Source organism: Oceanisphaera psychrotolerans (assembly GCF_001870485.1).
Taxonomy (GTDB): domain Bacteria; phylum Pseudomonadota; class Gammaproteobacteria; order Enterobacterales; family Aeromonadaceae; genus Oceanimonas; species Oceanimonas psychrotolerans.
In genome coordinates this window covers 45697-58907 of record NZ_MDKE01000016.1, presented here as the reverse complement: position 1 = coordinate 58907, position 13211 = coordinate 45697, and the positions used below count along the sequence as shown (strand labels likewise).

Below are 13211 nucleotides of genomic sequence, written 5' to 3'. Positions count from 1 at the left end.
AATCCCTAATCCCTAATCCCTAATCCCTAATCCCTAATCCCTAATCCCTAATCCCTAATCCCCAGTCTTTAATCCCCGCAGTTACAGATACAGCTTCGCCTCTTCCCGTACCTGGCCCATTCGTTCTTCCAGCTCCAGCAGTTCGGGCTCCAGCTCGTCGACCCCCTGTTTGGCCAGCAGGGCCTTTTCCAGCTGCGCCACCAGCGCCTGTAGCTGGGGCACGCCGCAATAGGCGGTGCCACCATGCAGCTTGTGTAGTGCCGGGTAGAGTCGTTGCTCATCCAGCTCACCGGACAGGGCGGCTCCCAGCAAGGGGGCAAATTCATCGAAGCTCTGCAACAGCAGACTCAGCATTTCCCTGGCCAGTGGATCCTTTCCTCCGGCCTGTTTCACCGCCAGCGACCAATCGATCTGACCCGTTGGTGCCGGGCGGTGGGCGAAGCGTTCGATAATGCGGGCGAGAATGCCTTCATCGATGGGTTTGGCCAGGTAATCGTCCATGCCCTGATGCATCAGGCGATCCCGTTCGCCCGCGATGGCATGGGCCGTCACCGCCACGATGGGGGTGCTGGCGTTGGGACCGTTCTGGGAGCGAATTTCCCGTGTCGCCTGAATGCCGTCCATCAACGGCATCTGAATATCCATGAAGATGATGTCGTAGCGGTTGACCGTCGCCAGGTTGAGCGCTTCCTGGCCGTTGGAGCAGGTTTCTACCTGGCTGACCTGTTCGCTCAGCATGGCGCTGATCAGTTTAAGGTTGGCCGGGTTATCGTCGACCGCCAGTACCCGCAGGCTTTGTCTGGTCGAGGGGGGGGCGAGGGTGATTTGCAACAAGGCTTCGGGTTCGGCCAGATCCTGTCCTATCAGTCCGTGAGCCAGCTTCTGGTAATGCACCGGCTTGCTCAGACACAGATCGGCCCCGCAGTTGATCAGGGTGTCGACCAGAGTCGGATCGGTGGAGCTGAGCAGTACCACCACCTTGTTGTCATGTTCTTTTTGTCGGCGGATACCCTGCTCCATCTCGCTGGGCAGGGTATTGGGGCCAAAGCCCAGCAGGGCATAGTCGACGGCGACCCCCGGATAGTTCGTGCAGCACCTGCACGCCCCACTCCCGCAACAGGGCGGTGGTGGCGCGGCGGCTGAAGTTGTCTTCTTCCAGATAGAGCACCGTCTTGTCGTGGAGCTCGTTCAGCGGTAATGGCTCGGCCAGGGGCAGTGAAGCCCGGTTCAGCTCGAGGGTAAAGCTGAACACCGAGCCCGAGCCCAGCTCGGAATAGAGTTCGATATCGCCGGCCATCTGATGCACCAGTTTCTGGGTGATCACCAGGCCCAGGCCGGTACCGCCATAGCGGCGGGAGATGCTGGAGTCGGCCTGATTGAAGGCCTGGAACAGCTGGCGGCGCTGGCTGTCGGAGATGCCGATGCCGGTATCCTGCACATGAATGCGCAGGGCGGTCTTGTCCGGCTGAGCGGCGGGGCGAGCGTCGACCCGTACATCCACGTTGCCTTGCTCGGTAAACTTGATGGCATTGCCGACCAGATTGGTCAGTACCTGCTGCAGTCGCAGCGGGTCGCCGATCATGGAGTCATGGACCGCCGCATCCACTCGCAGCGACAGCTCCAGCCCCTTGTCGTGGGCACTGGGCGCCAGCAGGGTCATCACTTCCTGTAACGTATCGCGCAGCGAAAAGGGGATCTGTTCCATCTTCAGCTTGCCGGCTTCCAGCTTGGAGAAGTCCAGAATGTCGTTGATGATGCCGAGCAGGTTCTGTGCCGATTTTTCGATGGTCTTGAGGTAGTCGAGCTGATTGGAGGTGAGCCGGGTTTTTTGCAGCTGACGAGCAAAGCCGATGACCCCGTTCAGCGGCGTACGCAGTTCGTGAGACATGTTGGCCAGAAACTCGGTCTTGACCCGGGCCGCTTCCTGGGCCCGTTTCTTGGCCATATCCAGCTCGATATTCTGGATTTCGATCTGCTCCAGGGTTTCGCGTAGATCCGAGGTGGCCTGATCGATATTCTGCTGCATTTCGTCGTGGTATTCGGACAGCGACTTGGCCATGGCGTTGATGCCGTTCTTGAGCATCTCCATTTCGCCGGTGAATTCACCGTTCACCCGGGTGTCGAGTCTGCCTTCACGGATCTTGTACACGGCGCTGACCATGTCGGTGATCGGCTGGGATACGCCCTTGATCAACCTGATCCCGAACAGGGCGCTGAGGCTGACGCCGAGCAGAACGATCAGTCCGGCAAAGAAGCTGTCCTGATAATGTATCAGCATCGCCGAGTCATTGGTCAGCTGCATGGCAATATAGCCGATGGGAGTGGCCGAGACTTCTTCCCAGGCGCTGTCCATATGGGTGCCATCGGTGACCACGGGGCTGCGCAGAATAATGCCGTCCGTGCCGGTTTCCACCAGCGTGATCCGGGGAATGGGCATATTTTCCGGCAGGCGCATGGTATCGAAATCGCGATGGTAGTTGGACGTGACCAGTAGCCGGCCTTCCACGTCGAACAGGGCGATGGATTTGACCAGCGGGCTGTTGTTGCGATGAATATTGCTGAGCAGGCGATTGAGCGCTTCCCGATTGCGGCTGGTCAGGGCCAGTTCACTGGCCAGGGCCAGGGGCTCTATTACATTGACTCCCTGGCGGATCAGTGATTCTTCCAGTTGCTGATAACGGCTTACGGAAAAATAACCGGCCAGCAGGATGCCGATGATCAGGGTCGGGATTATGGTGTAAGCCAGTATCCGGGCTCGCAGGCCGTATTTGGTCATAGTGGGCTTATGTGGGACAATGCGCGCATCAAATCAACAGATGCTTATGATGACATAGCCGGTTCGAGGGCTCCACGTTTTATGGTTCAGTTCTTCAAGGAAAACAAGCCCAAAGCTCAGGCACAGCCGCCGCTGGAGGTGACCATTGTCGAGCTGAATGCTCATGGTGTAGGCCTGGCCCGGTATCAGGGCAAGCCACTGTTTGTTCCCGGCGCGCTCAAGGGAGAGCTGGTGCGGGTACGGCTGATGGTGCAGAACAACAAGTACCGAACCGCCAGCCTGCTCAAGGTGCTCAAGCCTTCGGCCGAGCGGCTGAAACCCTTTTGTGCCTACAGTACCGACTGCGGCGGCTGCTCGCTGCAGCATATGCCGGTGACCAGCCAGCGCGAGCTCAAGGCCCGCAGCGTGGCCCAGTTGTTTTCCCGCCATGGCATCGACGAACTGCCCGAGCCGGAATGGCTGCATGATGCCGGGCATCAGGGATACCGGCGGGTGGCCCGGCTGGCGATTCGTCGTCAGGGCAAGGGGGTATCGCTGGGCTTTCGGCGGGGCCAGTCCCATGATCTGGTCGAAATCGAACACTGCGGGGTGTTGCGCCCGGTTTTGTCGGCGTTGATAGCGCCTTTGCGTCAGTTGCTGAATCGGCTGCAGGCGGTGAAACAGCTCGGGCATATCGAGCTGTATGATGCGGCCGAAGGGGTGGCGTTGCTGCTGCGTCACGGCGGCACGCTGCCGGCCCGGGATCTGGAGCAGTTGCTGACCTTCGCCCAGACGCGGGGTCTGGCGCTGTTTTTGCAGGACGATAGCGCAAGACGCCCTTTACATGTTCCTTTTTCACTTTACTATCAGACAGATAATATCAAGCTGTCGTTTACGCCCGGCGACTTCATCCAGATCAACGGCTTGCTGAATGAGCGCATGGTGCGTCAGGCGCAGGACTGGCTGGCGGCCGACCCCGGCCAGCCGGTGCTGGACCTGTTTTGTGGTGTCGGCAACTTCTCGTTACCGCTGGCCGCCGCCGGGCATCCGGTGACCGGGGTGGAAGGGGTGATGGAAATGGTGGAGCAGGCGCGGGGCAATGCGGAAGATAATGCCGTGCCACTGGCCCGGTTTTATCGTGCCGATCTGGCCGCCGACTTTACCCGTGAGCCCTGGGCACAGGAAAGGTTCGAGCGGGTTATTCTCGATCCGGGCCGGGCCGGGGCCGAGCAGGTGATTCCCTATCTGCGGCAACTCTCGCCCGAGCGACTGCTGTATGTTTCCTGCAATCCGGTGACCCTGGCCAGGGACAGCCAGGCTCTGCTGGCGGCGGGCTATCGGCTTAGCCGCCTCGGCCTGATTGATATGTTCCCCCATACGGTGCATTGCGAAGCGATGGCCTTGTTTGAACTCATTTAAGGGATCTTTATGGTTTCAGTGCGCAATACTCATCTAAAAGAAAGCTTCAGCCTGGCTGAATGGAGCTCGAGCCTGCCACTCGATCGGCAGGGGCAGGAGCGGCTGAAGGCGGCCTATGAGTATTGTTCGGGGCTGAAGGCCCCGGTGGAGGCGGAACATCGTTTGCAGGCCCAAGGGGTGGAGATGGTCGGGATCCTGCTGACCCTGAGCATGGATCTGGATACCCTGGAGGCGGCACTGCTGTACCCCTTCCTCGAAACCGGCTACCTGGATCCGGAGCGGGTACGGGAAGACTTTGGTGACAATATTGCGCGCCTGCTGCAAGGGGTGGCCGATATGGAGGCTATTCGTTCGTTGCAGCATGTGCACAGCGACCAAAGCTCGGAAGTGCAGGTCGACCGGGTTCGTCGCATGCTGCTGGCGATGGTCGAAGATGTGCGGGCCGTGGTAGTCAAGCTGGCCGAGCGTATCACCTGCCTGCGCGAGGTCAAAAACGCCGACGAAGAAACCCGGGTACTGGTGGCCAAGGAAATCGCCAATATCTACGCGCCGCTGGCCAACCGGCTGGGTATCGGCCAGCTCAAATGGGAGCTGGAGGATCTGTCGTTCCGTTATCTGCACCCGGAGACCTACAAGCGCATCGCCCGACTACTGGACGAGAAACGGCTGGCGCGGGAAGCCTATATCGACGATTTTGTTGCCGGGCTGAGTCGGTCGCTGGCCGAGTCCGATATCGAGGCAGAGGTCTATGGCCGGCCCAAACATATCTACAGCATCTGGCGCAAGATGCAGAAGAAGAGCCTGGACTTTGACGAGCTGTTCGACGTGCGGGCGGTACGGGTCGTTACCCGGCACCTGCAGGACTGTTACGCCGCCCTGGGGGTGGTGCACACCCAATGGCGGCATATCCCCCGCGAATTCGACGATTATGTCGCCAATCCCAAGCCCAACGGCTATCAGTCCATCCACACCGTGGTGATCGGCCCCGAGGGCAAGACGGTCGAAATCCAGATCCGTACCGATCAGATGCACCAGGATGCGGAGCTCGGGGTGGCGGCTCACTGGAAGTACAAGGAAGGCGCCGGCGCCACCAAGCAGAGCGGCTTCGAAGACAAGATTGCCTGGCTCAGAAAGCTGCTGGCCTGGCAGGAAGACATGGCCGAAAGCGGCTCTCTGGTGGACGAGCTGCGCAGCCAGGTGTTTGAAGACCGGGTCTATGTCTTTACCCCCAAGGGTGAAGTGGTCGACATGCCGCTGGGAGCGACGCCACTCGATTTTGCCTATTACATTCATAGCCAGATCGGACATCGCTGTATCGGCGCCAAGATCGACGGCCGCATCGTGCCTTTCACCTATCAGCTGCAAACCGGCGATCAGGTGGAGATCATCACCCAGAAGCAACCCAATCCCAGCCGGGACTGGATGAACCCCAATCAGGGTTTTCTGCGCACCAGTCGTGCTCGCTCCAAGGTGGCGACCTGGTTCAAGAAGCAGGACCGGGACAAGAACATCCTCGCGGGGCGGGAAGTACTGGATAAAGAACTGGTTCGACTGGGACTGACGTTTTCCCAGATCGACAAGGCCGCGCTGGAACGGTTCAACGTCACCCATCTTGACGACTTGCTGGCCGGTATCGGCGGCGGCGATCTGCGTATCAACCAGCTGCTCAACTACCTGCAGGGACAGCACAAGAAGCCCACCAGTGCCGAACAGGATGAGGCCGTGTTGCGTCAGCTGGAGCTGAAAGCGGCGAAAAAGACCCCCGATACCAAGGGGCAGGGCCACATAGTGGTGCAGGGAGTGGGCAATCTGATGACCAGCACCGCCCGCTGCTGTCAGCCGATACCCGGCGACGAGATCGTCGGTTTTATCACCCAGGGGCGGGGTATTTCCATTCACCGCTCCGACTGTGAACAGCTGAAGGAGCTGACCAGCCATCACCCGGAGCGGATGGTGGATGCGGTATGGGGCGAAAACTATTCCGGCGGTTACAATCTCACGCTGCGCGTCATCGCCAACGATCGTTCGGGCCTGTTGCGGGATATCACCACTATTCTCGCCAACGAAAAAATCAATGTGATGGGGGTCAACAGCCGCTCCAATCGCAAACAACAGACGGCGACCATCGACATGGAGCTGGAAGTATACAATATCGACATTCTGAGTCGGACCCTGGCCAAGATTAGCCAGTTACCGGACATACTGGAAGCCAAAAGGCTGTAACGGGAGCATAGATGGAGCACTATAACTATTCACTCGGTGATCTGCTGGCGATCATGGCGGCGCTGCGGGATCCGGAGAACGGCTGTCCCTGGGATCTGAAGCAGGACTTCGCCAGCATAGTGCCCCACACCCTGGAAGAAGCCTATGAAGTGGCCGATACCATAGAGCGCGGGGATATTGCCGAACTGCCGGGCGAGCTGGGTGACCTGCTGTTCCAGGTGGTGTTTTATTCCCGGCTGGGGGAAGAGCAGTCTCTGTTCAGTTTCGGGGACGTGGTGCAGGCCATCAGCCATAAACTGGTGCGGCGTCATCCTCATGTATTCGGTAATGCCGAGCTGGACAGCGAAGAGCAGATCAAGGCCAACTGGGAGCAGACCAAGGCGGAAGAGCGGCGCACCAGAGATGCCACCGCCACCAGTGCGCTGGACGATATTCCCCGTAACCTGCCGGCCCTGAGTCGGGCCAACAAGATTCAGAAACGTTGCTCAGCGGTCGGCTTCGACTGGCGCGAGTTGCCGCCGGTGGTGGACAAGATCCACGAAGAGCTGGATGAAGTCATGGCTGAGCTGAATCGGCCCGAACAGGATCCGGAGCGGGTGGCGGATGAGCTGGGCGATCTGCTGTTCGCCTGCGTCAACCTGGTGCGGCATCTGAAGCTGGATCCGGAAACGGTACTGCGCCGGGCCAACGACAAGTTTGAGCGTCGTTATCGCGGGGTCGAGCAGGCGCTGCAGGCCGATGGCAAAGACAGTCGGGATTGCAGTCTGGACGAACTCGACGGCTACTGGCGACAGGTCAAGGCCGGCGAATAACCCGCTCTTAATCTTTGGGCGCCCGTGCCGATACCCTGTTCAGGAGGAGCATCGATGAAAAGTCTGTTCGGGTTGTTACTGTGGTGCCTAAGTCTGCCGATACTGGCTGAGGAAGAGATTGCCACCCCGGAGCCGAATCTGGCCGAGCTGCGGGCGGTGCCGCTGTATGAAGAAGATGAGTTGATCGAGTGGATCAATGCCAATCGCCACCTGCAACGGGTGCGCGATCAGGATCATTGTCAGCTGATACAGGATATCGAAGCCCGGGCAGAGGTGTTGCGCCTGCCTTCCTATCAGTTTCTGTGGGGTGATATGCTCGCCTGGGGCGTCTGCGTGCCCCGGCAATCACGCCGGGGAGTGGCGATGATGTGGAAGGCGGCGGAACAGGGCCTGCCGGCGGCACTGGAACAGCTGGGTCGTTACTATTACAAGGGAACCCTGGTACAGCAAAACCGGGAAAGAGCCGCCCCCCTGATGCAGGAAGCCGCCAGCCTGGGGCTGGAGAAGGCACAGTTTATCTGGGCCCGCTGGTTGCTTGAAGGAGCCGGCAGTCCGCTCGATTATCCCCAGGCTTACCTGTGGCTGAAGCAGATGGTGCTCTCGGACCCGAACCAGCACCGGGAAGCGCAGCGCCTGAGTGCGGCGCTGGCGGCCCGAATGCCGGCACACAGGGTCACGGAGCTGAATCACCGGCTATTGTTCTGAATCGGTGATCCGAAGCTCTGAATCTGTGAGCCGAACCGAGGTGTTTCTCTCCGTCGGTATGGCTCGCCGCAGATCTCCGACATTTAATGTCACCTTGAGCCGCTAATGTGTATCATGTATGTATATTCATTCCTGTTCAGGATATCCGCAGCATGAAGCTGACCACCTATACCGATTTCGGCCTGAGAACCCTGATGTACCTGGCCACCCTGCCCGAGCGGGAGCTGACCAGTGTGGCCCAGGTGTCGAGACTGTACGATATATCGCGCAATCATCTGGTCAAGGTGGTGAATCAGCTGGCGCGGGAAGGTTATATTCATGCGGTGCGCGGCAAGAACGGGGGTATTCGGCTGGCCCAAACGCCGAGTGATATCAACATCGGACAGGTCATTCGCGCGCTGGAAAATAATCTGAATGGCATCGACTGTGGCAGCCCCGCCTGCCATCTGGTGCCGGCCTGTCGGTTGAGGGATGCGCTCAAGCTGGCGATGGAAGCCTTTCTGCAGGTGATGGAGGGCTACACCCTGGCGGACATGGTGGGCAACCGGGAAGAGCTGATGATCATTTTCAGCCAGCTGGAGCTGCAGGCCGACCAGTCACCATCCTGAAAACCTGCCCCTGATACTTAACTCTGGTAATAGTGTGGCAGCACCCGCACCAGTTTGACCATGTTGTTTTCCACTTCCAGGATCTCAATCGGATAGCCCGCCAGGCGCAGACCGATATTGGCCTGGGGGATCTCTTCCAGATATTCCAGAATCAAGCCATTGAGCGAGCGAGGGCCGTCGTTGGGCAGTTGCCAGCCCAGTTCCTTGTTGATATCCCGGATGCTGGCGGAACCTTCAATCAGGTAGGAGCCGTCATCCTGCGGCTTTATTTCATCGCTCAGGGTCGGGCTGATGGTGGTGGTAAAGTCACCGACGATTTCTTCCAGAATGTCGTCCAGCGTCACCAGCCCCTGAATATCGCCGTATTCATCGACGATAAGCCCGATCCGTTCCTTGTTGCGCTGAAACTTCACCAACTGCACGTTAAGCGGCGTGGCTTCGGGAATGAAATAGACCTCTCGTACCGCCCGCATCAGGGTCGGCTTGCTGAACTCTTCCTTGGCCAGCAGACGCAGGGCATCCCGCGCGTGGATAAAGCCCAGAGCATCGTCGATATTGTCCCGGTACAGCAACACCTTGGTATGAGGACTCTGTAACAGGCGGCGGCTGATGGTTTTCCAGTCCTGGGTCACGTCGATACCATAGATCTCGTTACGCGGCACCATGATGTCATCCACCGTCACCTTTTCCAGATCGAGGATGGACACCAGCATATCCTGGTGACGTCGGGGGATAAGTGCCCCGGCCTCGTTGACGATGGTGCGCAGTTCTTCCGAGCTGATGGCGGTTTCTTCTCCGCCATGGGGATTGATGCGAAACAGCGCCAGCAGGCCATTGGAGATGGCGTTGATGGTCCACACCGCCGGGTACAGCAGCACCATCAACGGTTTGAGAATGAAGGAGGCGGGAAAGGCGACCCGTTCCGGATACAACGCCGCCAGCGTCTTGGGCGTGACTTCGGCGAAAATCAGCACCACCACGGTCAGGGCCACGGTGGCGATGGCCACGCCGTAGTCACCGAACAGCCGAATGGCGATCAGGGTGGCGATGGCGGAGGCGAGGATATTGACCAGGTTGTTGCCGATCAGGATCAGGCCGATCAGGCGGTCGGGACGAGACAGCAACTTTTCAACGCGGGTGGCCGACTTGTGGTGGTTTTGTGCCAGATGACGCAACCGGTAGCGGTTTAGCGACATCATGCCGGTTTCGGAGCTCGAAAAAAACGCGGAGATGAAAAGTAGGGTTATCAGAATACCGGAAAGGGTACCCGTGGATATGTCGTCCAAGCAGACCGTCCTGTGTCGTGAATCTTACCAATTACTAAGTGTTTGTCCGGGTGCTGTCAAGTTACTTAGCTCAACAGCACCTCGCGTACGAAACGACTGCCGAAATAGGCGAGCGTTAGTAGTATGCTGCCGGCCACGCTGGCCCAGATAACCTTGCGGCCGCGCCAGCCCAGGCGATGGTGCCCCCAGAGCAGCACCACGTAGACGCACCAGGCGACGATGGTGAGCAGGGCTTTATGGGCTTTGCCCGGGCTGAACATCTCCTGCAGAAAGAACAATCCACTCGAAATGGACAGCGTCAGCACCACCACCCCGACAAAAATCAGCCGGAACAGATAGCGCTCCAGGGTCATCAGCGGGGGCATGGCCGGCAGGTTGGAAAGTTTGTGTTTTTTCAGGCGGTGGTCGAGAAAGCCCAGCAGAATGGCGAGCAGGCTGGCGATGGCCAGCAGCGAATAAGACATCAGCCCCAGGCCGATGTGCAGCAATACCTCGGGGCGGGTTTCCAGGTGCACGCTGTAATAACCGGGCAGTAATGAATCTGCTGCCAGCAGCAGGCCGGCAAAGCCATACACCAGTGGCATCAGCAACAAGACGTTGAAGCGGATGACCAGCACCGTCATCAGGGCCGAGATAATCAGGCTGATGATGGAGGCCACATTGAGCATGCTCAGGTTCTGACCGGGAACCTGCACCACGGTGTCGTACAGCCAGATGCCATGCAGCAATAGCGCACAGATCGCGGCCAGCAGGCCGTAACGAGGCCCTGTGTTCTGGGGGTTAAGCAGATTATGTACACAGGCGAAGGCCGCCAACAGATAAAATGCCATCGCCAAAACAGCAACCAATTCCATAATGAACGTAAGCCATTAACCGGTAAAATAAAGAAGAATGGCCAGTATACCCTTAAGCCAAGCGATATCGCTACCTGCGGTCGCTTAAGTTCGGGCGGTAACTTGGGTATACTGGTGGTAATTTTCGCCAATAGCGGACCTACTCATGTTTGAAAATCTCACCGAAAGACTGTCGCGTACGCTGAAAAACATCAGTGGTCGCGGTCGTCTGACCGAAGAAAACATCAAAGAGACCCTGCGTGAAGTACGCATGGCGCTGCTGGAGGCCGATGTGGCGCTGCCGGTGGTGCGTGAATTCGTTAACCGGGTCAAAGAGCGCGCGGTCGGCCAGGAGGTTTCCAAATCCCTGAGTCCGGGCCAGGCCTTCATCAAGATAGTCAATGCCGAGCTGGTGTCGGTGATGGGCGAGGCCAACGAGGAGCTCAACCTGGCGGTCACGCCGCCGGCGGTGATCCTGATGGCGGGTCTGCAGGGGGCGGGTAAAACCACCTCGGTCGGCAAACTGGCCAAGTTCCTCAAGGAGCGGCACAAGAAGAAGGTGCTGGTGGTCAGTGCCGATGTTTATCGCCCGGCGGCGATCAAACAGCTCGAAACCCTGGCGGCGGATCTGGACGTCGAGTGTTTCCCCAGCAACGCCGAACAGAAGCCGGTCGACATCGGCCGCAACGCGGTGGATTACGGCCGCAAGAAATTCTTCGACGTGGTGCTGGTGGACACCGCCGGCCGTTTGCATGTCGATGAAGACATGATGGCCGAGATCCAGCAGCTGCACGAGGCGGTTGCACCGGTTGAAACCCTGTTTGTGGTCGATGCCATGACCGGCCAGGACGCGGCCAATACCGCCAAGGCATTCAGCGAAGCACTGCCACTGACCGGGGTCATCCTGACCAAGGCCGACGGTGATGCCCGCGGCGGTGCTGCGTTGTCGGTGCGGCACATCACCGGCAAGCCGATCAAGTTTATCGGTATGGGCGAAAAAGTGGATGCCCTGGAGCCCTTCCATCCGGACCGCATTGCCTCGCGCATTCTGGGCATGGGCGATGTGCTGTCGCTGATCGATCAGATGGAGCGTTCGGTCGACAAGAACAAAGCCGCCGAAATGGCGCAGAAGCTCAAGAAAGGCAAGGGCTTCGATCTGGAAGACTTCCGCGACCAGCTGGTACAGATGCGCAGCATGGGGGGCATGATGAGCCTGATGGACAAGTTGCCGGGCATGAGCCAGTTGCCGGACAACGTCAAGGATCAGGTCAACGACAAGCTGACGGTGCGTATGGAAGCCATTATCTGCTCCATGACTCCGAAAGAACGTCGCCACCCGGACTTGATCAAGGGCTCGCGCAAGCGCCGTATCGCGCTGGGCTCGGGTACCGAAGTGCAGGAAGTGAACAAGCTGCTCAAGCAGTTCACCCAGATGCAGAAGATGATGAAGAAAATGTCCGGCAAGGGCGGCATGCGCAAGATGATGAGCCAGATGCAGGGCATGATGGGCCCGGGTGGCATGGGCGGCGGCGGCCGTCGTGGCCCCTTCTGATCCTCAAACGTATCTTCTGGTCCGCTAGCCGGGTTAGAATGAGCCACCCTCGGGGCCATGGCGCCGGGGGGGAACACCGTCGTGCAAGGCCAATTCGGTTGCATTCTCGCCGGATCGGAGTACAATTGCGCGGCTTATTTTAGCCAGGGTTCGCATTGTCTGCGGACCTTGTTTGTTTCAGTATATAGAGGACGATATGGTAACCATTCGTTTACAACGTGGTGGCGCTAAGAAGCGTCCGTTCTACCAGGTAGTAGTTGCAGACAGCCGCTATGCTCGCGATGGTCGTTTCATCGAGAAAGTGGGTTTCTTCAACCCGATCGCTTCCGGTCAGGCAGAAAAACTGCGTCTGGACCTCGAGCGCGTCAACCACTGGGTAGCCCAGGGTGCTAGCGTTTCCGAGCGCGTAGCCAAATTGATTAAAGACGCAGCCAAAGCAGCGGCCTAAGTCTTACGGGTAGGGAGTTAAGGTGAGCGAACCTGTAGTAGTAGGCCAACTGGGCGCCGTTTACGGCATTAAAGGTTGGTTGAAGGTCAACTCCTTTACCGACCAGCCAGAAGGCATTTTCGATTATCAACCCTGGTTGATAAAAGACGGCAGCAGCTGGCGCGAAATTCAGTTTACCGGATGGAAGCGTCACAACAAGAGTCTGATTTGCAAACTGGCCGATATCGACCAGCGCGAACAGGCGCAACTGCTGACCGGTGCCGACATCGCGGTCAGTGCGGAATTGTTTCCTGCGCTGCCGGGTGACGAATTCTACTGGCGCGATCTGATCGGCTGTCGGGTGCAGAATATCAAAGGCTATGATTTTGGCCTGGTGTCGCATCTGATGGAAACCGGTTCGAACGACGTGCTGGTAGTGAAAGCCAATGCCAACGATGCATTTGGTCAACGAGAGCGGTTGATCCCGTTTTTGGACGATCAGGTGATAAAGTCCGTGAATCTTCAGGACCGCATCATCGAAATTGATTGGGATCCGGATTTTTAATTCGAGTCGAATCGCACGGAGAAAAT

At 58.4% G+C, this 13211-nt stretch carries 10 protein-coding genes and 1 pseudogene; 8 read left to right on the top strand and 3 right to left on the bottom strand.

Annotated elements, in window-relative coordinates; all coding sequences use genetic code 11:
• Nucleotides 1–81 precede the first annotated feature (81 nt).
• Nucleotides 82–2776 (bottom strand): annotated as a pseudogene (gene barA / locus BFR47_RS07435) (two-component sensor histidine kinase BarA).
• An 81-nt stretch (nt 2777–2857) separates the two neighbouring features.
• Between barA and rlmD the strand changes: the two are divergent.
• From rlmD to BFR47_RS07410, 5 genes are all read left to right on the top strand, one after another.
• The gene (rlmD, locus tag BFR47_RS07430; RefSeq protein WP_071472472.1) at nt 2858–4174 is read left to right on the top strand and encodes a 23S rRNA (uracil(1939)-C(5))-methyltransferase RlmD; all 1317 of its coding nucleotides are present in this window, start codon (nt 2858–2860) and stop codon (nt 4172–4174) included.
• 9 nt (nt 4175–4183) lie between these two features.
• Entirely contained in the window at nt 4184–6397 is a 2214-nt protein-coding gene (gene relA / locus BFR47_RS07425) for a GTP diphosphokinase (protein WP_071472471.1), read from the top strand.
• A gap of 11 nt (nt 6398–6408) precedes the next feature.
• The gene (gene mazG / locus BFR47_RS07420; protein WP_071472470.1) at nt 6409–7209 is read left to right on the top strand and encodes a nucleoside triphosphate pyrophosphohydrolase; all 801 of its coding nucleotides are present in this window, start codon (nt 6409–6411) and stop codon (nt 7207–7209) included.
• Between the two features lie 54 nt (nt 7210–7263).
• Complete coding sequence (locus BFR47_RS07415) at nt 7264–7914, top strand: tetratricopeptide repeat protein (RefSeq protein ID WP_245748846.1); 651 nt, start codon at nt 7264–7266, stop codon at nt 7912–7914.
• A gap of 152 nt (nt 7915–8066) precedes the next feature.
• Nucleotides 8067–8522 carry an Rrf2 family transcriptional regulator gene (locus BFR47_RS07410; RefSeq protein ID WP_071472469.1) on the top strand — a complete coding sequence of 152 codons (456 nt, stop codon included), beginning with the start codon at nt 8067–8069 and terminating at the stop codon, nt 8520–8522.
• Nucleotides 8523–8539: 17 nt separating this feature from the next.
• Here BFR47_RS07410 and BFR47_RS07405 read toward each other — a convergent pair whose 3' ends face one another.
• Together BFR47_RS07405 and BFR47_RS07400 are read right to left on the bottom strand one after the other, a co-directional pair.
• Entirely contained in the window at nt 8540–9808 is a 1269-nt protein-coding gene (locus BFR47_RS07405) for an HlyC/CorC family transporter (RefSeq protein WP_071472468.1), read from the bottom strand.
• A 65-nt stretch (nt 9809–9873) separates the two neighbouring features.
• Nucleotides 9874–10662, bottom strand: a complete 789-nt coding sequence (locus tag BFR47_RS07400) for a cytochrome C assembly family protein (RefSeq protein ID WP_175514076.1) — start codon at nt 10660–10662, stop codon at nt 9874–9876.
• A gap of 145 nt (nt 10663–10807) precedes the next feature.
• On the opposite strand from BFR47_RS07400, the gene ffh reads away from it, so the two are divergent.
• The 3 genes from ffh to rimM all read left to right on the top strand — a co-directional run bounded on the left by ffh (nt 10808) and on the right by rimM (nt 13185).
• Nucleotides 10808–12193, top strand: coding sequence for a signal recognition particle protein (gene ffh / locus BFR47_RS07395; RefSeq protein WP_071472466.1), 1386 nt, complete (start codon nt 10808–10810; stop codon nt 12191–12193).
• Between the two features lie 196 nt (nt 12194–12389).
• Nucleotides 12390–12641 (top strand): 30S ribosomal protein S16, encoded by a 252-nt coding sequence (rpsP, locus tag BFR47_RS07390; protein WP_071472465.1) that lies wholly within the window; start codon nt 12390–12392, stop codon nt 12639–12641.
• 22 nt (nt 12642–12663) lie between these two features.
• Complete coding sequence (gene rimM, locus BFR47_RS07385) at nt 12664–13185, top strand: ribosome maturation factor RimM (protein ID WP_071472464.1); 522 nt, start codon at nt 12664–12666, stop codon at nt 13183–13185.
• Nucleotides 13186–13211: the final 26 nt, after the last annotated feature.

Coding starts and splice junctions, on each gene's coding strand:
- rlmD (WP_071472472.1), top strand. CDS start 2,858: ATGGTTCAGTTCTTCAAGGAAAACAAGCCCAAAGCTCAGGCACAGCCG.
- relA (WP_071472471.1), top strand. CDS start 4,184: ATGGTTTCAGTGCGCAATACTCATCTAAAAGAAAGCTTCAGCCTGGCT.
- mazG (WP_071472470.1), top strand. CDS start 6,409: ATGGAGCACTATAACTATTCACTCGGTGATCTGCTGGCGATCATGGCG.
- BFR47_RS07415 (WP_245748846.1), top strand. CDS start 7,264: ATGAAAAGTCTGTTCGGGTTGTTACTGTGGTGCCTAAGTCTGCCGATA.
- BFR47_RS07410 (WP_071472469.1), top strand. CDS start 8,067: ATGAAGCTGACCACCTATACCGATTTCGGCCTGAGAACCCTGATGTAC.
- BFR47_RS07400 (WP_175514076.1), bottom strand. CDS start 10,662: ATGGAATTGGTTGCTGTTTTGGCGATGGCATTTTATCTGTTGGCGGCC.
- ffh (WP_071472466.1), top strand. CDS start 10,808: ATGTTTGAAAATCTCACCGAAAGACTGTCGCGTACGCTGAAAAACATC.
- rpsP (WP_071472465.1), top strand. CDS start 12,390: ATGGTAACCATTCGTTTACAACGTGGTGGCGCTAAGAAGCGTCCGTTC.